This window comes from Fibrobacter sp. UWB10 (assembly GCF_900182935.1).
In the GTDB taxonomy this organism is placed as follows: Bacteria; Fibrobacterota; Fibrobacteria; order Fibrobacterales; family Fibrobacteraceae; genus Fibrobacter; species Fibrobacter succinogenes_O.
Genome location: NZ_FXUE01000001.1, coordinates 723,426 through 748,327, shown reverse-complemented (window position 1 = coordinate 748,327; position 24,902 = coordinate 723,426). Strand labels below are relative to the sequence as shown.

At 48.6% G+C, this 24,902-nt stretch carries 13 protein-coding genes; 12 read left to right on the top strand and 1 reads right to left on the bottom strand.

The genetic code is table 11. The annotated features are described in order from the left end of the window. Nucleotides 1-81 precede the first annotated feature (81 nt). Complete coding sequence (locus QOL41_RS03100) at nucleotides 82-495, bottom strand: GtrA family protein (protein ID WP_173653795.1); 414 nt, start codon at nucleotides 493-495, stop codon at nucleotides 82-84. A 34-nt stretch (nucleotides 496-529) separates the two neighbouring features. Here QOL41_RS03100 and scpC point away from each other — a divergent pair, with 34 nt between their 5' ends. The 12 genes from scpC to QOL41_RS03040 all read left to right on the top strand — a co-directional run bounded on the left by scpC (nucleotide 530) and on the right by QOL41_RS03040 (nucleotide 24,857). Next, entirely contained in the window at nucleotides 530-2,017 is a 1,488-nt protein-coding gene (gene scpC / locus QOL41_RS03095; protein WP_283428613.1) for a succinyl-CoA:acetate CoA-transferase ScpC, read from the top strand. Between the two features lie 141 nt (nucleotides 2,018-2,158). Then, nucleotides 2,159-4,570 (top strand): histidine phosphatase family protein, encoded by a 2,412-nt coding sequence (locus QOL41_RS03090; protein ID WP_283428612.1) that lies wholly within the window; start codon nucleotides 2,159-2,161, stop codon nucleotides 4,568-4,570. 7 nt (nucleotides 4,571-4,577) lie between these two features. Beyond that, complete coding sequence (locus QOL41_RS03085) at nucleotides 4,578-6,188, top strand: histidine phosphatase family protein (protein WP_283428611.1); 1,611 nt, start codon at nucleotides 4,578-4,580, stop codon at nucleotides 6,186-6,188. Between the two features lie 92 nt (nucleotides 6,189-6,280). Continuing rightward, complete coding sequence (locus QOL41_RS03080) at nucleotides 6,281-7,129, top strand: hypothetical protein (RefSeq protein WP_283428610.1); 849 nt, start codon at nucleotides 6,281-6,283, stop codon at nucleotides 7,127-7,129. A 47-nt stretch (nucleotides 7,130-7,176) separates the two neighbouring features. Continuing rightward, a complete protein-coding gene (locus QOL41_RS03075; protein ID WP_073321322.1) occupies nucleotides 7,177-7,536 on the top strand; it encodes a biotin/lipoyl-containing protein in 360 nt (119 codons plus the stop codon). A gap of 13 nt (nucleotides 7,537-7,549) precedes the next feature. Next, entirely contained in the window at nucleotides 7,550-8,710 is a 1,161-nt protein-coding gene (locus QOL41_RS03070; RefSeq protein WP_073056321.1) for a sodium ion-translocating decarboxylase subunit beta, read from the top strand. 142 nt (nucleotides 8,711-8,852) lie between these two features. After that, a complete protein-coding gene (locus QOL41_RS03065) occupies nucleotides 8,853-12,395 on the top strand; it encodes an InlB B-repeat-containing protein (protein WP_283428609.1) in 3,543 nt (1,180 codons plus the stop codon). A 117-nt stretch (nucleotides 12,396-12,512) separates the two neighbouring features. Then, the gene (locus tag QOL41_RS03060; protein ID WP_283428608.1) at nucleotides 12,513-18,953 is read left to right on the top strand and encodes a M26 family metallopeptidase; all 6,441 of its coding nucleotides are present in this window, start codon (nucleotides 12,513-12,515) and stop codon (nucleotides 18,951-18,953) included. Between the two features lie 200 nt (nucleotides 18,954-19,153). Then, complete coding sequence (locus QOL41_RS03055; protein WP_283428607.1) at nucleotides 19,154-20,005, top strand: TIGR02147 family protein; 852 nt, start codon at nucleotides 19,154-19,156, stop codon at nucleotides 20,003-20,005. A 2-nt stretch (nucleotides 20,006-20,007) separates the two neighbouring features. Beyond that, on the top strand, nucleotides 20,008-21,747 hold the full coding sequence (locus tag QOL41_RS03050) for an FISUMP domain-containing protein (protein WP_283428606.1): 1,740 nt from the start codon (nucleotides 20,008-20,010) through the stop codon (nucleotides 21,745-21,747). Nucleotides 21,748-22,011: 264 nt separating this feature from the next. Beyond that, a complete protein-coding gene (locus QOL41_RS03045) occupies nucleotides 22,012-22,869 on the top strand; it encodes a TIGR02147 family protein (RefSeq protein ID WP_283428605.1) in 858 nt (285 codons plus the stop codon). Then, on the top strand, nucleotides 22,866-24,857 hold the full coding sequence (locus tag QOL41_RS03040; RefSeq protein WP_283428604.1) for a hypothetical protein: 1,992 nt from the start codon (nucleotides 22,866-22,868) through the stop codon (nucleotides 24,855-24,857). The genes QOL41_RS03045 and QOL41_RS03040 overlap by 4 nt, the downstream gene beginning before the upstream one ends. Nucleotides 24,858-24,902: the final 45 nt, after the last annotated feature.

Genomic DNA, 24,902 nt, shown 5'->3' with positions numbered 1-24,902 from the left:
AAAGCTTGTGCAGCTCAGCTGCAAAAAAGGGTCGCCGCAAGGCGCCCTTTTTGTATATGCGAACAACGATTTTTTTTAGAGTTATTTTTTAAAAACCCACTTCTTGTAGAGCGTAAAGCTTGCGATGACGTATACACCGTTTGCAACGATGTTTGCGAAGAAGCCGGGTTTCATGAATTGCGAAATGAAGTCGGTAAACGGTTTGCACCAGGCGGTGTTCAAAACGTAAACGGTGGCTTCGAGCGTTACAAAGTTCAAGGCGTAGGCCGCAAGGAACACGATAATGAATCGAATGATTTCGGTGCGTTTGCGGTTATGGCTCTTGAAATTCCAAATGCGGTTCATCAAGTAGCTGTTAATGGCTCCAAAGATAAACCCGAGAAAATTCGAAAGTTCCAGATTCCAGTCGAGTATTTGGTGCATCACCCAGACAGATGCTAGGGTAATGAGCGTGTTCATAACGCCAATCAAGTTGTATTTGATAAAATGTTTCACACGGGAAAATCTAAAAAATTATTTTTACGGCACTATGACTTGGATTGATGCGAAAAAGTGTTCAGCGGCCGATGCCGCAGCGATGATCAATGATGGTGATGTGCTGGGTGTTTCCGGTTTTACTTTGGCCGGTTACCCCAAAGATGTGCCCACGGCTTTGGCCGCGCGTGCCGAAAAGTTGCATGCCGAAGGCAAGCCTTTTAAGATCACGCTTTTTTCTGGAGCATCTACGGGCGACAGCTGCGACGGGGCTTTAGCTCGGGCGCAGGCGGTGTCGCTTCGAATGCCTTACCAGAGCAATCCGAGTTTACGCAAGGCGATTAACGCTGGCCAAATCAAGTATATCGATGCCCATCTCGGCAAAATGGGCTACTTGGTGCGTACAGGTGCAGTGCCTGCGCCGACGGTCGCTGTCATCGAAGTCTCTGCCATATTGAGCGACGGTCGTGTATGCCTTTCGACTTCGGGCGGAAACTCGGTGACTTACCTCGAGATGGCGCCCAAGATTATTTTGGAATTGAATACGCGCCTGGGTGATTCCTTCATGGGAATTCACGATACCGCGCTTCCGGAACTCCCGCCGCATGCAAAGCCGCTTGCCATTTACAGTGCCGGCGATCGTGTGGGTTCTGAATTCGTAAAAATTGACCCGAACAAGGTCATCGCCGTTGTCGAAACATCTCGCCTCGACGAAGTGAATCCGTTTGTGGAACCAGATGCTGTCTCTAGAAACATTGGCGAACGCATTCTGGACTTTATTTGCTTTGAAGAAAGCAAGGGCCGACTCCCCAAGGGAATGGCCTTCCAGAGTGGCGTGGGCAAGGTGGCAAACGCTGTCCTTAGCGCTATGTCCGATGACAGCCGCCTTGGAACGATTGATCTTTTTACCGAAGTCATTCAAGAAGCTGTGTTCCCGCTTTTAAAGAAGGGTAAACTCGGCGTCGCTTCGGGTACCGCTCTTACTTTGTCTGAAGGCGCGCAGAAGGAATTTGTCGAAAATGCGGGCGAATGGAAAAAACACTTGGTGCTTCGCCAGCAAGAAGTGAGCAACAGCCCTGATGTGATTCGCCGCGTGGGTGTGATTTCTATGAATACGGCGCTTGAAGCTGATATCTTTGGCAACGTGAACAGCAGTCTGGTGTCGGGCTCTTCGATGATGAACGGAATCGGCGGCGCAGCGGATTTTGCCCGCAACTGTGCTCTCGGATTTTTCTTGACGCCATCGGTCGCAAAAGACGGCGCCATCAGTTCGATTGTACCTTACGTGAGCCATGTGGACCAGACCGATCACGATACCATGATTTTCGTGACGGAACAGGGTCTTGCCGACTTGCGTGGCCTTGCTGCCGAAGAACGTGCAAGACTCATTATCAAGAATTGTGCGCACCCGGATTTCCGCGAACCGCTCACCGATTTCTTGGAATATAGCCTGAAACATGCGAAGGGTTTGCACATGCCTTTGGCCTTGGAAAGGGCTTTTGAAATGCATTCCAGGTTCCTCGAAACTGGAAAAATGCGCTAAAAAGTTCCGTTTTTGCAGTTTTTTCGTGATTCTACTCATTGCCCCTGTACAGGCGGGGGTCTTTGGTGAATTCTATTGGCTTTTTTATTGAAAAAAAAGTAGTTTCTTGTTATATTGCGAATAGCTTTTTAGGATCGACGAATGAATCGCCTGTTTTGGATTATAATCTCTGCTTGGTTCGCCTTCTCTTTGCAGGCGTGTTCTGGCAATTCCTCTTCTTTTGAAGATGAAAATGATCCTGATGAATATGGTGACAGATACGATGATGATGGCGACGATAATGGCCGCTCGAGCGGTTCTCGTTGGGATAAAAAATCCAGCGGCGTTGTCCAGAAAGATTCTTTAGGACGTCCTTTGTCATCTAGTGCCGGAGGCTCTTCCGGTGGTCAAGGGGGCTCCGAGTCTGGCAATTCCAGTTCTTCGACGGGTCCTGTTATTGGTGTTGAAGATCCGGTTATTGAAGATACCACGGTGGTGGTCGATGTAGATGCCCTGCCGGAATGTACTGCTAAAAACGAAGGCGAGTCCTTCTTGGTCAAGAGCGAAAATGTCTTGTATTTTTGCTTGGCTAAGGAATGGGTCCCTTCTGACGCTGTTGCTCAAACGGCAGGAATTTCTTGTCGCAATGGCGTGATGGTGACTGGCGAAGATGCCGGTGATGATGACGAGAAGGGCTCAACGGGTGGATATAGCTCGCCTTGGGGTAACTTTGGCGGTGGTGGCAGTTCCGTAAATACATCGGCTGTCGATGATTCTTCGGCTGTGCCGCGTATGGTGGGGGCGCATCTTGTGGGTGTTGCCGAAAAGGGCCCGTTCCGCTATGGTACTTCGATTAAGCTAATCGAACTTGACAGTACGCAGCATTTGGCCGATTCCAAGCGTACGCACAAGACTTGTATTTTGAATGGCGATGGCAATTTCAATTTTGACAGCGTCGACTTTGTGTCGCCGTATTTGCGCGTTAAGGCAAACGGTTACTTTAGGAATGAACTGACGGGTGGACTTTCTTCATCGCCGGTGACTCTTGAAGCCGTGGTTGATGTGACCGAAAAAGATACGGTGAACGTGAATATCTTGACTCACATGGAAGCTCCGCGCGTGCTCAAGCTTGTGGAAAACAGTGGCAACAACCAACCGGTTCGCGCTGTCAAGGCACAGGCTTTGCGTGAAATTCTTTCAAGCTTTGAAATCCAGTGGGATAAGTCTTCTGGCAGTTCTAGTGGCGGAAATGGCGGTGGCTTTGGTGGCTGGAACTTTGGTGGACAGCAACAGCAGCAGCTCACGACCGATGGCCGCTTTGCCGAAGATATCGGACTCTTTGATGGCGATGAATACAGTGGCGCCTTGCTTGCAATCTCTATCATGATGCAGCGCAAGGGTTCGGGCTCTGAAATGGTTTCTTATGCCGCAGGCATTGCCGACCGCATTAAGGGCAATGGCAACTGGGACGACAACAACGCAAAGGCCGACCTTGCTGACTGGCTCATGGTGCTTGATACAAGTGGTTCTTACGCGACCATTCGCAATAACATTGCTAGCTGGAATATGGGCAAGGTGCCCGACTTTGAAAAGCACCTGAAGCGTTTCTGGTCTAGGGCTTATAACTTTGGCGATTGCAATGCGCAGAATGCCGATACGGTCAAGTGTATTTCGAACAGTTTGAGTGCCTACTTCTGCGGTGGTGGCTACGATCAGCCGGGTCCGACAGTTCGCTTTATTTGCGATGCCAATACGCATGAATGGCGTGCTGCAACTGCTGTCGAAAAAGACACCTACGGTTACGGCAAGGGCGAATATCCGGGCCAAATCAAGAACGGTCGCGTTGATAAAGAAACGTACTACGTTTACGATGATGAAAACAAAAAATGGCGAGTCGCGACTAGCGATGACATTCAGGAATTCGAAGACATCGAAGATGTTTACAAGAATCTGAAGTCGGGCGAAAAGGTCATCTTCTTCTTGCGCCATGCCAAGCGTAGCGATGATACCGGTAAGAACGGCCACTTGACCGACGAAGGTAAGAGCCAGTCGCAGGGTGTTGGCGAAAAGCTGAAGGGCGAAGATATTTATTTTGCCAATTCGACCTATACGAGAAGCAAGGAAACTTGTGAATATATTGCGAAGGGTGCCGGCGCAAGCTACTCCGAAAATACGCTTGAAGACCTTGATGGCGAATGGTATGTGAAGGATAACAACAAGCTTGAAAGCTACAAGAGCAGCAATGGTGGCGGCTGGGTGGTGGCTTCGCAGTATGCATACAAGGGCTCGTACACCGACGCCTTCTACGATCTTGAAGATTACAGTGAAAAGTATATCAAGGAAATAATCAAGCCTGAATTTGCGAATGTGAAAAAAGTGGGCGTGTTTATTTCGCATGACATGTTTGTCGTTCCGCTGACGGCGTACTTCACCGACAAGAAGGTGAACTTGCGCTACTTCGATACCAAGCAATGGATCAATTACCTGGCGGGGCTTGCCATCATTATGGGGAAAGACGGAACCATTCGTTATGTTCCGGTGAGGGGACTAGATTCCGGAACCATGACGATGTAGGTCGCGTATGAGAAAAAAATGGTGTGTGGAATGTTTGGGTGCAGCCTTGGCAGCGACCCTGTTTTTGGTTGGCTGTAGTTCAGATAACAGCGGTGGTGTCGTAAATGGAGGCGACTCTTCAAACGAGGGCTCGACAGAGGTAAAGCCCGATACTCAGGCGGTTCAAGTGATTGAGCCAATCAATGCGCCGCTTTATGTTTTTGAAATTCTTGAAGAACAGATTGCTGCTGCCGATTCTACTGATTCCGTTAGCGTGAATAGTATATTGGATTTGTTGGCTCGCCCTCGAGTGGATCAGCACTTGATGAACCATGTCCCGTTGGATTCTGCGGTAGAACGCGCCAAGTACGAAACGCTTGCGGCCTTCGGGGTAGATTCCCTGCAGTATGCAATGGATTCTAACGCGGTGTTGCTTGCGATTTCGGCGATGATGCAGAATCGCTTAAGCAAAGAAGAAACGCAGAACTTTATCGGCACTTTGGGCGAAGACCTGAAGGGCGATGGCGTGTGGAATGATCCCAACTGGAAAATTCAGGTTGCAGACTGGATTGTAGGGCTCGATAGCAATTGGCGCTATGGCGAAATTCGAAACAACGTAACGTCTACCTATGGCGGAAATGTGCCGAATTTTGAGCGCTACATGCGTGGCTTTATTCCGCTGGCTTACGCTTTTGAAACTTGCTCCGATGCGAATGCGGGCACGGTAACTTATGTGAATCAAGGCCAAAGTGCTTATTTCGCAAATGACTACGAAACGTCGGACCATTCGGCGGTGCGTTTTATTTGCGATGCAAATGGATTCCAGTGGCGCCTTGCGCAACCCATGGAAAAAGATACGGTGGGCTTTGGCCCGGGTGAATACGACCGGGAAATTCGCGAAGGCCGCGTGATTCATGATAACTATTACATTTACGATGCGGGCGCCTGGCGCCTTGCTACCCCACAAGAAGCCGATGGCTTTACCGACTTGGTCGAAGTCTATGCGAATTTGGCTGCCGACGAAAAGGCTGTATTCATTCTTCGTCACAGCGAACGCACAGGCGAAACAGGCCCAAAGGGACACTTGACCGATAACGGCAAAAAGTATGCCCAGGATTTGGGAAAGCGCCTTGCTGCCGTGAATCAGGAAAAATTCTATTTCGGCTATTCGGGCTACACTCGCACTCAAGAAACCTGCGAAAATATCGCCGAAGGCTACGGTCAGTCGAAATACGATTTAGAAGTGCTTGCCGGACTCGATGGCGACTGGTACATGAAAGACAGCGTGAAGTTTGAAAGCTATTCGAATTCCGATGGCGGCGGCTGGGTGGTATGTTCCAAGTATGCCTTTTTGGGGGCTTACCCAGATGTATTCTATGACTTGGAAACGCGCAGCGAAGAACTCTTGCAAAATGAAATTTTGGCGAATTTGGGCAAAATGAAGCGGGTGAACTTCTTGGTTTCACACGATTACCTGATTGTCCCACTGCTTGCCTACACGACGAATGGGCATGCGAATGTGCGCTTTTACGAAAAATGGAAATGGGTGAATTACATGGCCGGGGTGGCCATGATTATCTCTCCTGATGGTTCGGTTCGTTATATACCCGTAAAAGGTCTCGAAACCGGGGTGATGTAGCTTTCGGCGGCGTTATTCAAGCGTCGCTTTTTCTAAATTTTCACCGCTGATTTTTACAAAACAGAAACCCAAAAGAATGGATTGAATCCAATATGAACGAAACACAGACCAATGCACCCGAAGCTCAGGTGGCTCCCGCCGCTCCGGCCCAGGATGTGCAGCAGCCGGCTCTCGTTGCTCCGCAGCCTGCAGCAAAGGTGAAGGGCAAGTTCGACGAACAGCTCGGACTCATGCTCCCCTCCGATGCAGCCCAGGTCCAGGCGCAGCTTTCTATGCCGGGTATGAATGACGACATGGTTTACAAGATCGTGGAAACCCACGCTGGTAACCATTCGGTTCTCTATAAGACCTACGATCAGGCAGTTCTTGCACGCGACGTTCGCGATTCTATCGAAAACGCCGGCGGACACAAGGTGTTGCCCATCGCCAAGGCCAAGCTGGGCTCGACCTACTGCAAGGGCGAATTTTCGACCGAACAGGGTTGTAAGGGCGACTCCGACACCTTCGGTATCGGCTCCCTGATCGAATTCCAGGCAACCGGTCTTATTGTGGTGATGTGCGTCATCGTGGGCCTCACGGTGCTCTGCTACCTCATGAACTTCATTATGGCCAAGCTCGGCCTCAACAAGGACAAGGCTCCGGCACCTGCAGTTAAGGCTGCTCCGGCCGCCGCTCCTGCTGCCGCTGCTCCGGTGACTATCGGCCCCGCCCATTGCGACTGGGATCCGAACGCAAAGAGCGTTCATCCGGGCTTCACCAACAAGCAGCTCCAGGCCTTCCTCGGCATTGCCGCCGTGGCAGCCCTCGAAGAACACCCGGGCATGAGCAACGACCAGTTCCTCGCCCTCGTGACCGCAGCGGCGACCCAGGCTATCGGTCAGCCCTGCCGTGTGACTGCTTACAGAAACATCAACTCTCCTGCTTGGACGATCGTCAAGTAAGGTAAACTTTTAAAACTCAACAGGCTTTTAAGCCAGGAAATATCAAAATGAAGAAAACCGTCCGTATCAGTTTCGAAGGCAAGACCTACGATGTCGAAGTAGAAGTTCTTGATTCCAATGCCGCCGTTGCCGCTGCTCCTGCTGCAGCCCCCGCTGCCGCTCCGGCTCCGGCCGCCGCTCCTGCTGTTGCCGGTGGTACCGAAGTCAAGAGTCCGCTCGCTGGCTCCGTGTTCAAACTGAAGGTCAAGGTCGGCGACACCGTTGCTGCCAACCAGGAAGTGGCTATCATCGAAGCTCTCAAGATGGAAAACCCGGTCGTCGCTCCGTGCGCCGGCACCGTGAACTCCATTGCCGTCAAGGAAACCGACACTGTCGTCGACGGCCAGACTCTCATGACTATCGCCTAAGAGGTACAGATAAATGAGTTCTCTTTTAAATTCGGTCGTTGAGTTCGCAGGCGACACCGGATTCGCATACGTCACCCCTTCGATGATCGTGATGTGGATCGTGAGTTTCGTCCTGATGTACTTGGCGATTGTCAAAAAGTATGAGCCGCTGCTGCTCTTGCCGATTTCGCTCGGCGCACTGGCGGTGAACATCCCGAGTGCGGGATTCTACGATGGTGGCTGGAGCATCGAAGGTATGTTTACCCCGACGGCAGGCCTCTATTACTACATCAGCCAGGGAATCCACCTGGAACTCTTCCCGCCCATCATCTTCTTGGGCGTGGGTGCCATGACGGACTTTGGACCGCTTATCGCTAACCCGCGTACACTGCTCCTCGGCGGTGGCGCTCAGTTCGGCGTGTTTGCGACCATGTTCTGCGCCGTGGCTTTCGGTGGCTTTACTCTCGGTGAAGCTGCCTCTATCGGTATCATCGGCGGCGCCGACGGTCCGACCTCCATCTTTACTGCAAACAAATTAGCAAAGCACCTCATCGGACCTATCGCCGTGGCAGCTTACACTTACATGGCCCTCGTTCCGCTGATCCAGCCGCCTATCATGCGCCTCATGACCAACGACAAGGAACGCAAGATCCGTATGAAGGCTCTGCGCAAGGTGTCCAAGGCCGAACGCATCGTGTTTGCCGTGATGGTGATGATCGTGTGCATCCTCGTGGTGCCCGATGCTTCTGCTCTTATTATCATGCTCATGCTTGGTAACATCTTCAAGGAAGCCGGCGTTGTCGAACGCTTGGTGAAGACCTCCTCCAACGAACTCATGAACATCGTGACGATCTTCCTCGGTACTTCCGTGGGCCTCACGATGTCTGCCGACATCTTCCTCCGTCCGCAGACCCTCATGATTATCGCTATGGGTGTGGTTGCCTTCGGTTTCTCGACCGCTGCAGGCCTCTTCCTTGCGAAGATCATGAACAAGTGCACTCCCAACAATCCTGTGAACCCGCTCATCGGTTCCGCTGGCGTGTCCGCCGTGCCGATGGCCGCCCGTGTTTCTCAGGTGGAAGGTGCCAAGTATGACCCGCAGAACTTCTTGCTGATGCACGCTATGGGCCCGAACGTGGCTGGCGTGATCGGTACTGCAGTTTGCGCCGGTTACATGATTTCTCGCTTGAGCTAGTTCTCACGAATCTCTTATGCAAAGGAAACCCTCGGCAATCGCCGGGGGTTCCTTTTTTTCAACTTGTCATCCCCGGCTTGGCCGGGGATCTCCTTTTTTTATACCTATATTTATTTTAATAGTCCCGAGAAGGAGAGAAATCATGTTTATGAAAAAGGGAATCCTGTTTGCCCTCGTCGCCCTGCTTGCCCCGTTTGCAAATGCGGCAAAGACGATTACGCCTAAAACTCCTGCACTTGTAGACGATTGCTACGAGATTTCTAGTGCCGAGGAACTGTACGGTTTTGCCGATCTTCTGGGTACATTTAATCCATCGTTTGGCGGGTGTGTGAAGCTGACTGCCGATATCGTCGTGAACGAGAATGTCTTGACCGAAGACGATTCGCTCAATGTCGCGGATACGGCGAACTTTGTCCCGTGGATTCCGATGTCCAAATTTTTTGGAGTTTTTGATGGTCAGAATCACACGGTTTCAGGATTGTATTATGTAAAAATGCGGGATACCACATTGTTTGCCGCGCGAACGCCCGCAGGTCTTTTCTCTGAATTAAATTCTTCGAAAGGGGACACAACTGTTGTCAAGAATCTAGGGATTGTGGATTCGTATTTTTACAGTGAAACCGATGATGTTGGTGCCATTGTCGGGACTGTTGGATCCGGATCGGCTGTGTCTATAGAAAATTGTTTTAGCCATGTGCGAATAGAAGTGGAGATGGCTTTAAAGTATGCAGGTGGAATGATTGGTGAAGTGTATGGTTTCGTGTCTGGGGGGTTCGCGTCTGTCAAAAATTGTAGGGCTTCAGGATTCTTTGCTTCGAGTGGCGGTGGTGCTTCTGGGGGAATGGTTGGCTATATATACGATGGTGCTAGGGCACGTATTGAGAACTCTACCAATAGTGCGTATATAAAAGCTGCTAAAGCTGCGGGTGGCATGGTAGGCTCTGTTAGTGGGGTTGCGATCATTGAAAAATGCGGCAATACTGGAAGTGTTCATGGTAGTTATTCTGGTGGCATTGTTGGCGAATCCGTCGAAGAAGGCGATTATATCAGTGGCGTTTATATCAGGACGTCATACAATGAGGCTGAGATAAGTGGGTATCAAGCCGCTGGTGGAATTATCGGTCATTTGGATGGCAAGGTCTTTGTGGAAAATGCCTACAATACAGGAAATATTATGGGGGCCCACTATTCTGGCGGCGTATTGGGCTTCTTCAAGCCTAGGTGTGGTTCCCATGTGGAAGGGGCATATAGCACGGGTGCGGTGGATGCTTCTACATGGTATCGACAAGGGTTTGTCGGTACATATGATAAACGCAATACCTATGATTGCCGGTACCCTGTTTTTGAAAATGTTTTTTACTTGGATACGTCCTCGCGAACAGTTGATTCGTTTGCTGTCGCGATGCCTGAGAATTTCTTTAAAGATGGCACCGCGGCCTATCAGCTGCGCAACTACACCTATAATTATGCCGATGGAACTGTGTGGGGACAAGACGTGGGTACAGATCCGTATCCGGTTTTCAAGGATGCCATTACGGGGATGACATCAAGTGCTATGGCTGCATTGATTCTGCATACTTACGAAGGCGACACCTTGGTGTATCCGGATAAGTACGTTCCCGGTTACGAATTCAGTCTTCCGTATGTTAATCGAGATAGTTATGTCTTCCAAGGGTGGTATGAAAACGAGGAGCTTACGGGCGATGCCGTGAAAAATATCTTGGCTGATTCCGAAGGGGATAGGGAATTCTGGGCTAAACTGTCCAAGATTTGCAACATTACGTATAACGCTGTTGGAGGTGTTGTCGATACCAATGTGGCGACATCGTATGTAGAAGGCACGGGACTTACGCTCACGCGTAAAATCTCACGCGACGGTTATGTGTTTGCCGGATGGTATACGGATAGCGAATATAGCGGTGAACCCGTGGCTGAGATTACTGCCGCTGAAACAGGAAACAAAGTGTTTTATGCTAAGTGGATTAAGAAAGAAATTCCGTCGAAGGATGCTGATGGCTGCTATGTCATCAAGACGGCCATGGAACTGTATGGTTTTGCCGCCATCGTGGGCGGTACGGACGGTGTTGAACGAGAGCATTATGCCTGCGGGTCTCTTGCAAACGATATCGTGGTAAACCAGGATGTGATCGATGAGAACGGCATGCTGAACGAAGCCGAAAAGCATAAGTTCTTGGAATGGACGCCCATAGTGGAATTCGCAGGCGTATTTGATGGCAAATTCCACTCTGTTTCGGGATTGTATTTTAACGATTCTCTGGACGATAAACGAAGGGGAACGGGATTTTTCGCGAGTGTGGATAAGAGAGGCAATTACATAGATGTGGTTGTCAAGAACCTGGGTATCGAAAAATCCTATTTTGCGGCGAGAGATCTTGTTGGCGCTCTTATGGGCAGGACTATTCATTATGAATACGTGGCGCAGGGCGGCATCCAGGTTCTCAACTGTTATAGTACGTCTACCGTGCATAGCTATGAACAGGGGTCTGGTGAAATCGGTGCTAGCGGCCTTGTGGGGGGTGATGTCGGGGCGACTGATCTTTATATCGAAAATAGCTATAATGCCGGGCGTATCGAGCACAGAGGTACTTACGGTGGAGGCCTTGTTGGCTGGAAGCACTATTATGAGAAAAAGAATTATTTGACCATTGTCAATAGCTACAATATAGGACCGGTTCTTGATTTATATACGGGTGCAATTACGTATGATTTGATTGGCGAGAACGATGAAAGGACGACCATAGAGAATTCTTATTATCAGGAATATAAGAATGATGAAGAATATGGCGGTACACCTTTGGCTATGGAAATGTTCAAGAATGGAACTGCGGCGCGTTTGTTGCACAGTGGCGAGAACGGCTCTATCTGGGGACAAAATGTTGGTGTGGACGAATATCCGAACTTCTCTGGCGTAGTCAAGAATTATAGCGGTGTTGAACATGCTGTGAGTTTCCATACCTTCGATGGCGATACGGCTTCGTATTTCACAAGCTATATGCAAGGAATTGAAACTGCGCTTCCCGATACGGCAAAGCGTACAGGTTATGCTTTCTTGGGCTGGTATGCCGATTCTACACTCAGTGGTGAGGCGGTAAAATCCATCGCGAAAAATGCCACGGACTCGTTGGATTTCTATGCCAAGTGGGAAAAACTTCGCTATAAAGTTGTCATGAAGGTTGACGTAGTTGGTCGCGGTAGTATTGGTGGCTTGAAAGAAGATGGAATATACGAGTACGAAGAAGTGGTGGCGGTTGAAGCGCTGCCCACTGATAATTTCAAGTTCGCTTACTGGGCTGATGACGTGAATAATAAGGATCCGCTCCTTGCGTTCAAAGCGGTGAGCGATACAACAATTGTTGCTCACTTCGAGAGAATTCCGCGCAGTTCTTCATCTTCTGTACCGAAGTCGTCTAGTAGCTCTAGCAAAAATAAGGAAGGCTTGATGACCGTTGCACAGGTTCCGCAGTTTATGCTGATGGCTGTCGGTCGCGACATTCAGGTGTCGGGCATCTCTGAAATGGCTCGCTCTTACACCGTATTCGATATGCAGGGCCATGTCCTTCGCAAGGGACCTGTCCATAGCAAGAACTTCGCAATTCCGGTGAATGCCGCTGGCAATTACTTGGTGCGTATTGGTTCCCAGGTGCAGCGCGTGTCGGTGAAGTAGTTTTTGCGACATCATTTGAGGAATCCCTCGGCAAATGCCGGGGGGTCCTTTTTTGTAGGGGCATTGTAATACGTGCTGAATTAATGTATATTTTTGATAAAATAAGCGAGGAGAATTATGAAAATCGGGTTTGTTTTTTCGGCCGTTTTGTCATTATTTGCGATTCAGTCTTTTGCCGCAAATGGCACCATGAAGGGGGATGGCTCTGCTGAAAAGCCTTTCCAGATTGAAGACTACGAAGACTTGAAGGCGATAGGCAAGGGCGCCTATCTGTATTCTTCGGATTACGTATTGACAAAAGATATCGATGCCTCTGCTTCAAAAAACGAAATGTGCAATGCGGATGGCTGCAATGGTTTTATCTCTATCGGTAAGAATAAGGATGCTGCTGACAGCATTATTTTCTGGGGGAATATCGATGGACAAAACCACACCATCAGCAACTTGAATATTTGGCTCCCGTGCGAAAGGGATGTGGCGTTTATTTCTTACTTGGGGGGGTCCGTTTCCAATCTGAATTTTGATCATAGCCATGTGACGGGCAGGGTGTCCGAATCGAACTATGTCGCGACGGTGGCTGCAAAGTTGATGGGAACCATCAAGAACGTTAAGGTGACAAACGGTTTTGTTCAGGGACAAAACTATGTGGGCGGTATTACCGGCCATGCCACGAAGGATTATAACGATAAAGCGACTATCGCGGATGTCTCTTTCCAGGGGACTGTCAAAGGCTCGCAGCGGGTGGGCGGTATTGTCGGCCAGTTGGACATGAATCTTGATACTGCCTATGTTGATGCAGATATCATAGCCTTGAAAAAAGATGTGGGCGGTATTGCCGGCTATTTGACGGGTTATGTGAATAATTCTCGTTCTAATGGTTCGATTGTTCCGGGAACGTCGGAGATTGATGATGTGGGTGGCATCGCTGGCTATTCCAAGGGAATGGTTTATTCAAGTGTTTCCTTGATGAACTTGAATTCTTACGGATACGATTTCGATGATGATATCGGCGGCATCGTTGGCGACAACGAGAAGGGCGGAATTATGTATTCGTATTCCCTTGGTAACATTGAAGGCGAATCGCATGTCGGCGGTGCTGTCGGAAACGGTGGTTATGTGTACGCTTCGTTCGCCATGGGTTCGGTGAAAGGGAAACGGTATGTCGGTGGCATTGCTGGTTCCGGTGGGAAGATTATTCATTCTTATGCAGCAGCTTCAGTTCAAGGGAATGGTGATGTGGGCGGACTTGTCGGGTATTCTCCCGATTCGATTTTTAGTTCCTATTGGAATGCCGAAATTTCGGGCCTCGATTCGAGTGCGGGTGGTGTTGGCCTTACGACAGCCCAGATGTTAAAATGGGAATCTTATGCGGGTTGGGATACCGTGGGTTATGACGAGTATGCTATCGATGGTACGGACACCTGCTTTTATTACGAATATGCGGGTTATTGCAGTAGCCCTACGGGAAACTTTATTAAAATTTGGGATATTGACGAAGGCAAGTCGTTTCCCTATCTGAAAGAAAATCGTTTCTCGGAAAAGGCTCTTATTCCAATTGCTATTCCGACGGTAGTGTCTAAGTGGCAAGAAATTCCGGTGGTAGCCTCACTCATTGAGGTGGATGGCGAACTTGTTGGAAAGTGGACAGGCTCTGTGCAGCCGGTGTTTGTAAATGATTCCCTTTGCAGAGATTCTTTGTACTATGGCTACAGAATTGGTGCGGTTGTCGGTACGGATACGGTGTGGGGAACATCGAGTCATGTGGCTATCCCGAATAAGATTGAAATTTCGACTTTTGCAGAACTCCAAAAAATTGGGCGCGACCTTGCGTACCCGCTGTTTGGAAATTACGAACTGACTGCCGATATCGATGCTAAAGGTTTGAAGTTCGAACCCATAGGCGATAGCGTGCATATTTTCTACGGAACGTTTGACGGCAAGAATCATACCATCAAGAATTTGGCAATTGACGAGCCCACCCGCGACTTTACAGGAATGTTTGGATATGTTGAAAGTGGCGTAATCCAAAACTTGACGCTTGAAAACACGAAGGTCGTTGGCTCCTGGGTTGTGGGCGCCTTGATTGGCGAATCACGCAATGCTGTCGTGAGCCATGTCGTTTCTTTAAATGGCGATGTTCGGGGCGAATGGTCTGTAGGTGGTTTGATTGGCTACAGTGTCGCAGATAGTGTTGTTTATGTCGGAACGACCGGAAAGATCAAGGGTACGGAAAATGTTGGCGGCATTATTGCCTACACAAGGAGCCACGTTACGTTGACCGATGCGTTCTCTGTTAACGTTATCAAGGGCCATGAAAATGTCGGTGGCGTTATTGGCAACGATTATGACTACAGCTTTGGTGATGGAATGCGTGATGTCTATCGCGTTTATTCAGCAAGCATGTTCAAGGCTCCCGAATACGCTGCCGAAGGAATTCTTGGGGACGGTAGTAGCAAAGTGGTGGATGACAGTACATGTTTCTTTGACAGCACTGTTGCTGGAATTAGCCGAAAGGGCAAGACGACTGAGGAGATGCTGTTAAAGTCGACGTATAAGGATTATGACTTTGAATCGGTATGGGAAATCCAGGAAGGCGTTTCTTACCCGTACTTCAAGGGCATGGACCCGATATTGCCGGGTACGCTTGTAGATGACGGTACGGTAAACGTGCTCGCCGGTGCTGGCTCAGAAATAGACCCTTACAAGATTTACGATTACGATGATCTCAAGTATATCGGCAAGTACGAATACGGGCTTGATAAGCATTACAAGCTGATGGGCAACATTGATGCTACGATTTCGTTTAAGGAAAATTGCAATGCTGACAGCTCCGTTTGCAAGGGCTTTGAACCGATTGGCGAATTCGGCGGTGTGTTTATCGGGAACAATAAGATTATAGCAGGCTTGAATATCAATCGCCCCGACGAAGATTCTGTTGGGCTTTTCCGGACTTTGGCGAAGGGTGCTAAAGTAAGCGGCATTGTCTTTGATACAGCTTCGTATTTTGGAGAAAGCTATTCATACGGTTACAACCGTGAAAAGGGCGTGGTACGTGGCAAAAACTATGTCGGTGTTCTTGCGGGTGTCGATAATGGTGCGGATATTGAAAGAATCTATGTGAAAAATAAAGTTCTCGGTGGAAACTATGTAGGCGGAATTGTCGGAAAGAAGACGGAGGGCTCCATTTCGTTAAGTGCATCGAGGGATACCGTTTCTGGTGTAAATTATGTGGGCGGCCTTGTGGGCGGCTTGGTGAGTTCTCATGAAAATCGCGTTTCCGATTGCTATTCCCTTGCAACGGTTTTGGGTGAGAAGGATGTTGGCGGATTGATTGGCTACTCGAATACGGTCTGGGTGGAAAATTCCTTTGGCGCGGGCAATGTCGTGGGAACCTCTGAATTTGGTGGAATCACTGGTAAAGATATCAAGTCGGTTTATACGTCGGTTTATTACGATAGTACAATATGGCTTGTCACCATGACGGCGATGGGCGAACTTCGCAATACGCAGCAGATGGTTAAACAGGAAACATACAAGGATTGGGATTTCAAGAATACCTGGAAAATTGCCGCTGATACCACATACCCTTATCTGACTTGGATAACAAAGGCTTACTATATCGGTAGTACAATCAATCAAAAGTTTACTCCTGATAAATACAGGGATTCGACGATGATGCACCTTGCCGGTTCTGGTACCGAGAGCGACCCGTTCATCATCAAGACCTATAGTGACCTGAAATCGATTGGCTTGGGTAAGTATAAACTTTCATCGGTTTACCGGTTAGGAAATGACATTGACGCCTCTGCCTCTAAAGACGAAAAGGTTGATTATTACAGGAGTGGATTTAAGCCCATCGGACTTATTCGTTACTATGTCAAAGGACTTGATATCCAAGATACAAGCAATGTATTTACAGGTAAAATTCATGGCGCTGGTCACACGATTACGGGCTTGTATATTTATACGCGAACGAGTGAGGTAACTAGCTTTATTGATTCGATTGGCAGTACCGGCGTTATCGATAGTTTGACTTTTAAGGAATTTGAATCTCATGGGACGTCTCATGCAGCTGCTATCGCTTCTACAAATGAGGGAACCATCAAGAATGTGTCGGTCTTCGGCAGTGTCGAGGCGTCTGACTATGGGGCTGGTCTCGTAGAAATTAATAACGGCGTTATTGAAAATGCATCGTATACGGGATTGGTCTATTCAGGCAGCAAGAAGGATATCTACACGTGTATTTTAGCGGGCTTTGTAAGGGAAAATAACGGCACCATAAAGGGCGCTCAGGGCAATTTGACTCTTAGGGGCGCACTTCATGGCGGAGCTGGAATTGCGTATGAAAACAAAGGAACAATCGAAAGCTCAAGGTTAAATGGAGACCTTCATTTGGGCGCAGACTATGCTGGCGGCATTGTGGCGAAAAACGAAGGTGTTGTATCGGCATGTACCGTTTCGGTGAATATTGAATCTACGGGATCTTATGTAGGCGGCATCGCTGGCTTTAACCGCGGCACCGTATCGGCCTGCTCTGTTACGACGGGCATTGAAACTTCAGGATCTTATGTGGGTGGCCTTATCGGAAAGGACGACGGAATTGCCGAAAAATTTGAAGTGTCGGGAACCGTGAAGGGCCTCGACTATGTCGGTGGATTTATTGGCGAAGCCGATGGCAAAAAGGACTTTGCCTCGCTCCATACAGCGATGGATGTAACCGGCAGACGTTATGTGGGCGGACTTTTCGGCATGACCAGCAGGAATATTTCCAAGTCGTATGCGACCGGGAATGTCAAGGGAACTGGCGAGAGCATAGATGCTTACAGTGGGGCTGCTGTCGGTGGGCTTGTTGGCTTGACTAGCGCAGATGTAGACAGCTGCTATTCGACAGCCTCTGTCGAATATGGCGCCGGGCTGATCGGCGTGAACAGGGGCACAATCACCAATAGCAATGCATCGGGAAAGATTGTTAACGGTGCGGGGCTGGTCGGTGACAATAGTGGCGTAATCCGCGATTGCTACACAACAGTCCACATTGAAGACGGGGAGGGATTTGTCCGTGTGAACAACAACAATGCGGTTATAGAGAATTGCCACTCGTCTGTTGTTATAGAATCGAAAACAGAAGGAGCGGGATTTGTCAATTACAATACGGGCACTATAAGCAAATGCTATGCAACGGGTTCACTAAAGTCTTCTTCTGGTTGGTATGTTGCTGGGTTTGCGGTAAGCAACGGTGGCACCATTACGGACAGTTACACTACGATTGATATTGAAAATGGGGATGCGGGCTTTGTAAATAACAACGAACTTCCCGGTGTGATTGAACGTTGCTATGCGACGGGCTCCATTCGCGTTTCCAGGGATGGCGCCGGCGGATTCGTCTTCAGGAACGACGGTACCATTAGGCGGAGTTTTGCTACAGGCGATATATTCGAGGAGACTGAAAATGAAAATATCGATTGGGCAGGAAAGCTCAACAACATCAGCCTGTTCTATGTCGGTGGTTTCGCTTCGGTCAACAACACGCATGGAATCATCGATATGTGCTTTGCTACGGGCGATATCAAGGGCCGCTTTAACCATGCAGGCGCATTTGCCGGGAACAACAAGGGTGCCATAAACAATTCCTATTCTACGGGTAATTTGAAGCGCCGCGTCAAATACCTTGGAGATTCGTCTGCAACGGCTTCGAATATGCTGGAGATAGGCTCCTTTGTCGGGTATAACGAAGGCAAGGTGGATTATGACTATGCCACGGGATATTTTGAGGAGTATGACGGATCTCGCCATTGCTCGACTCGAAAAAGCGATGGTGGCGGGGTTGCCTTCTACTACAATAGCGATTCCTGCGCCGTCACGGAATCCGCGTGGGTGGGTAACGACGTGAGCAGTGCGGACTTGCGCAAAAAGGCTACCTTCAAGGGTTTCGACTTCGATTCTGTCTGGTATATCAAGGATGGCGAGAGCTATCCGTTGCTGCGGGGAATGCCCAATGTTCCGAATGTGGGGAAAGTTAGTCTGAATTATGGTAAGGGTGGTGCCACTGCAGAACATGTTGTTGGACAGTTGCTCGACAAGGCGATTGTGGCGGACACTTCGTATGCTTTGGTGATTGAAGTTGAATCCGCTAGCAAGGCTCTGCTTGATTCACTTGAAAGACTGGGCAAGAATGCTGGTGGTGAGTATGTTGTCGATTTCCGCGTTGGTGTCGCTGTCGAGGGAGATACCCTCTGGAGCAAATTTGCCAAGGCCGAAGTCAATATTAATAAAACAACGGGTGTTCGCGCTCGCGAAATCGTAGTGACGCATTCTCTCGGCGCCGCGTTCCGCGATGGTCATGTGGCTCTCCGTTTCGTGATTCCTGATGCGGGGGCGGTGAAGTTCTCGCTTATGGATATGCAGGGCCGTATCGTGAAGGCCTTTGATCTTGGCAAGCGCGCTGCAGGTGAATATTCCGAAACGGTCGCTGCCGAGGGAATCGCTCACGGGCGCTATATCGGCGTGCTGCAGGTGAACGGCCGCGTGACAGACAGGGCCCTGTTGCTCAAGAAATAAAATACATCCTCTAAAAGTGTATGAAAGGCTCTCTGCTAAATGCGGGAGCCTTTTTGTTTTATATGTTGGTCTATTTTGTTTTATGAAATCAAAATTTCTTTGCTGTGAAATAAAAAGTGCTTAAATTTGATTAAAAACGGCAATTTTGTTTTTTATAAAATATTGCATGAGCCGAAGTAATAATCTATTTTATGATTGTTATGAAGTCGATTATTGAATACAAAGACTATCGCCAGTACATTCAGGACTACTACACCGAACGGAAACGTTGTTCTGCATTTACGTGGCGCGAATTTGCAAGGCTTGCTGGCTTTGCTTCGGGGTCGTATTTAAAGTTGGTTTGCGATGGCAAAACCCGCTTGGTAGAAGAAGGTGCCAAGAAAGCTGCACTTGCCATGGGCATGCTCGGCTTTGAATACGACTATTTTATTTTGATGGTCCGCTATGAAAATGCGAAATCGGACATTCAGAAAAAGAAATGTTTCGAAGAAATGCAGGCGCTAAGTACCGCGCACCATGTAAAGATTCTCGGGAGTGACCTGTACACATTCTACGAAACATGGAAGCATTCCGTGGTGCGTGAATTAGCTGTCGCGATGCCGGGTGCAAAACCGCTTGAAATCGCTAAGGCTTGCAAGTTCCCGATTTCGGCGGCCGATGTGAGCGCGAGTCTGAGTTTCCTCTTGAAATCAGGACTGCTTTCTCGTGACGTGAAAGGCAATTACCAGCAGACAAACCATTCGCTTAGTACGGGGCGCCTGAATGTGGTTGCTGTTGCGGTACATTCGCTGTTGCGCCAGATGGGCGAATTTGCGCTTGAAGCGCTTGATAAGTTGCCAATCTCAGAACGCCACTTTAGCGGTATCACCATGGGTGTAACGCAGGAAACTTACCAAAAGGTTGTCGACGAAATTGCGGAATTCCGCAAGCACATTATTTCGATGGTGGCTGAAGAACGCCGCCCGGATAAAGTGTGCAGACTTAATTTCCAGTTTTTCCCTCTGACAGATAATATTAATCGTGGCAAGTCCACATCGGGTAAAGGAGTTTAAAGATGTTTGAACAATGTAATTTGAATGTGAAAAAATGGCTTGGGACGGCATTTGCGCTCGGTGCGATGATGACGGCCTGCTCCACAGAAACGGCAGGCACCAGCGAAGAGAGCGAAGGCATTGTCGCGCTCGCTAGTAAGAAAGTTGGTGGTTCTGTGCAGAAGGGGCCTTTCGTGAAGGGTTCGGATGTTGTCCTTAGAGAAACGTCGGCAGATGGAAGCCTTGAGCCCACAGGCAGAGAATTTACAACCAAGACAACCAATGATGATGGCGATTTCAAGTTTGACGGTATCGATTTGGAAAGCCAATATGCGCTTCTTTCCGCAGAAGGATACTACGAGCGAGAATACACGGGTGAAGTTTCTAGCTGCCCGATGCGCCTTGATGCTGTTTCCAATTTGGAAAAACGCGAAACCGTAAACATTAACCTCTTGACTCATTTTGAATTCAAGCGTGTGCTGAATTTGGTCAAGGAGGGCAAGACCTTTGCCGAAGCCAAAAAACAAGCTGCAAAGGAAGTTTTTGGTGCGTTCGGCGTCAAGATCGATGTTTCTTCTGCTGAAGACTTGAATATCTACAATTCTTCGGATGGTGACAGAACTCTGTACAATATCAGCCGAATTATCGATGAACAGCCTGAATGGAATTCTTGGCGCGATTGGTATAATGCTGATGACGATATTGATTGCTCCAAATTGCAAGATTACATCGATGGGTTTGCCAATGATTTTGCCGATGATGGTGTTCTCGCTGATTCGATTATGCAGGATCTCGCCGGAGAGGGCTATAGCTCTGCAAGGAAATTGAGCAAAATGCAGGGTGTTGGTGAAGACGATATCAAGAAAAAGGACGAGGCTAATCCAGATGCGATTAGTATGCGTTTTTCGAAAAGTGAATACGATTTCGGCATCCTGTTGTTTTTGAATTATATGGATCTTGAACTCTGTACTGCCGACCTTTGGGGCGAATACAGAAAGTTCGATAAGGCCATGGTACTTGAAGGCGAACTGATTGAATCGGGTTACTTCCTTTGCAATGGGTATTATTGGGACTTGACGACAAAAGAACATATCGATTCTCTCAAGATACCAATTGACCACAAAACGGGAAATATGACTGACCCGCGCGATGGACATAAGTACCAGACAATCAGCTTTGAATACGAAGGGAAAAAGTATGAATGGATGGCTGAAGATCTCAAGTATGATTCCGAAGGACTCTATACTTGGACGGAAGCCATGCAAATCGATGACAAGTACATGACGGAAGCTGCTGAAGATAGTTTGATTGGTGAAACACACCAGGGAATCTGTCCCGATGGCTGGCATGTCTCGAGTCCCGGGGAATGGAATATCTTGGTGGATTATGTTGGTGATGTTAAAAACCTGCTTAATGAAAATTGGAGAACTTCTAATTTGGATGCGGCCTATGGAAAGGATTTGATCGGCGTGTTCTACAACAGGTTTGATTTTAACCTTATGCCGATGGATACGGTATATTTGCATGCCCAATACCATTCTTACAAACCGGGTTCTTACCATATAAGTGTGCCGGATGAAGACGAAATTGCTTTCTTGCAACTTGTTCTTGAACTAACTGATGATGAAGAAGAACGTGAAGAAATTGAAAGTTATCTTCTTCCGAAGTTGGCTGGTGACTTTTACGTGCAAGTATCTGTTCGTGGTTATAGCGTTGAATACGAACCGCTAAAAGAAGCCCGCGTGCGTTGCGTCAAGAACTAAGACAGACAAAGTAAAATACATTTGAATCCCCCAAAATTTGGACCCGAAGGATTCGGGCTGGGGGATGGTTAGGAAAGGAGACCTCGCTAGGATGCTAGCGAGGCCTTTTCTGACCGTTTGGCTTTATCGTAATCATGTTCCTAGAATATGAAATCATGTTCTAAAAACACTTAATTTTTGTGAATTTAATAGAAATTGGTAAAATTTGGCTAAAAACGCTAATTTTATGTTCTATTTAAACCAAATGAATCTATATTTGTAGTCATGAAGGAGATCATAGAATACACGGATTATCGTAAGTTCATTCAGGACTACTACGATGAGCGCAAACGCTGCTCCGCTTTTTCGTGGCACGCTTTCGCCCAGAAGGCGGGCTTTTCGTCAGATGTCTACTTGAAGTACGTCTGCGAAGGGAAAAAGAATCTGAGTGTCGGGTCGGCGGGCTCGGTGGCGAATGCCATGGGCCTTGTCGGCTTTGAGTATGACTATTTTGTCTTGATGGTTTCTTATGCGCATGCAAAGAGCAACGAAGCTAAAAAGGCTGCGTTCGAAGAACGTTGCGCGCTGGCGAATGCTCACAAGGTGCGTGTGCTGGGGGACGAAGAATTCAAGTATTTTAAGTCGTGGAAAAATTCCGTAATCCGCGAATTGGCGCCGCACATGCCTGGTGCAAAACCGCTTGAGATTGCTCATGCCTGCAAACAAAAGATTTCGGCTGCAGAAGTTTCTGAAACGCTCGATTTTTTGGTGAAGGCGAACCTTTTGAAAAAGGATAAGAACGGAAATTACCGACAGACGGACAAGACGATTAAAATGGCGCCGGTGGAGGCTGTGCCGTTGGCCGCTCGCGATTTGCAGCGCCAGATGGGTGAATTTGCCATCAAGGCAATTGACTTGCCGATTTCAGAACGCGTCATGTCGGGTTATACGCTTGGACTAACGCGTCGTGCGTACGAACGCATCAAAAAAGAGACAGAAGATTATTACCGCCGCGTGGTGGCGATTGCGACGGAGGAAGACGAAACGGAACAGGTCTACCGCCTGAACGTGCAGTTGTTCCCGTTGAGTGAACATTTGAAAACCGAAAAGGAAACAGTTTTAAAAAAGGGGCAGAGAAAATGAGAAAATTAATGAACAAGGAATGGATTATGAGGAGAAAACAAATTATAGGGTGTCTCGCGCTGGGGGCCGTGTTCTGGGCCTGTTCCGGTGGCGATTCCGATAGTATGGATCTCGGTGGCGGCGCTTCGGGCGATGCTGGCGTTACCGCTGTCGTAGACTGGGAAGTAGCTGGCGTTTCGCAGAAGGGCCCGTTCGTGACGGGTTCTGCAGTGACCGTGCAGGAACTAGACGGCGTTACGCTCAAGCAGACGGGCAAGAGCTTCAAGGGCTCTATCAAGAGCGATAAGGGCGACTTTGCCATCAAGGATATTAATTTGGGATCGCAGTATGCAATCCTTGAAGCATCAGGCTACTACCGCGACGAAATTTCTGGCAAGAAGTCTTCGGGCATGGTGACGCTCCGAGCGCTAACCGACCTTTCTAACCGCAAGACGGTAAACATCAACTTGCTCACGCATCTGGAATACGAACGCGTGATGTACTTGGTCAACAAGAAGAAAATGTCGATTGCTGATGCGAAGGCTCAAGCCGAAGAAGAAGTGCTTGCTTCGTTTGCAATCGAGGGCGATTTTGGCGAATCCGAAGACTTGAACATCTTTGAGTCGGGCGATGGCAATGCGGCGCTCCTTGCGGTAAGCGTGTTGATGCAAGGCGATGCCGATGTGGCCGGCCTTACCGAACGCATCGGCGAATTCAGCATTTCGCTTGCTGAAGGCGGCAGCTGGGACGATGCCGACACCAAGACCGCGATTGCGGACTGGGCTTGCGATGTAGATTTAAAGGGCTCGCTTTCGACGGTGCGCAAGAATGTGGAAGATTGGAAATACGCCGATACCGTGCCTGCGTTCGAAAAGTACGTCACGAACTTCTGGTGGAATAATTATGGCCTCGGCGTCTGTAACGACAAACGTGAAAACGAAACCAAACGCAACATAAACAAGCTCAGCAATCTGTACAACGAATACTTCGTGTGCGAAAAGGGCCGCTGGCATATTCCGGGTGTGGAACCGCTGTCCAGCTCGTCGGTTGAAGATGATTCGGAAAGCTCTTCGTCGGAAATGCCGTTGAGTTCTATTTATGATCCGTTTGTCAGTTCTTCTTCGAGTGAACCCGAAGATGCGATTCCGCCTCTTCCTGCGGAACTAGACTTCTTCGATTCGACATATTCGTTCGACGGTTATAGAAGTTTTGGCGAAGGCAAGCAGGAAGTGTGGTTCCTCACCTCCCCGGGACGACTGGTTAACGACCGTGAAAGACGAGATTCCATCGCGAGTGCGTTGGTAAATCTGATGGGGACGCGTGGATTCGCTTTTGAAGGCACCATAAATAATGATTCCTTAGATGACGTGAGGTGCGATACGCTGTCGTATGTCTATTCGTTGAAAAAAGGAAACGTTGTCTACAAGATTTCCATTACGAAAGAATTAGGTATGGGCATTATGTATGGCTCCAGCTATTTCTTCAAGGTGAAGGTCGTGGTACTGAAAGATGGCTTCGAGGAAATGCCGACGACCGATTATAGCTCGATACGCTTCTTTAAGGATTTCCCGGAAGAACTTGCCTTTATGGAAGAATATTCCTCGACGAAGGTCCGTGCAGATTATGATGACGATTCTCTTATGATTAGGTGGCAGTTCCGTCGGAACGTCGATTCGACAAAATCGCAGCAGTACCAGTTCCTTCCTGAACTGGCAAAAGAAAAGGCTGCCGAGGAGGCGTTTGAACCGTTTCTGGAAGCCTTGCCCGATAACGGTTTCACGTTTGTGAAGTCGGATTCGTTGGGGAAGAATTCCAATATGAGCAATCCGGTTGTTGTTCGCTATTTTTACGAAATGGAAACGCCTGCGGCGAAGTTTGTGCTTGAAGCCGAGGTAGGGACTATCGGTTATCCGTTTTTTGGAGTGACGTATACGTTTAAGTATGGCTATACCGTAGATGTCAATGTTTACTATAAGCAGAAGCCGGAAAGCAAAGGAAAAACCGAATAAATTATCGCTAGGAGGAGAGAGAAGGGGCCCGCCAGTAATGGCGGG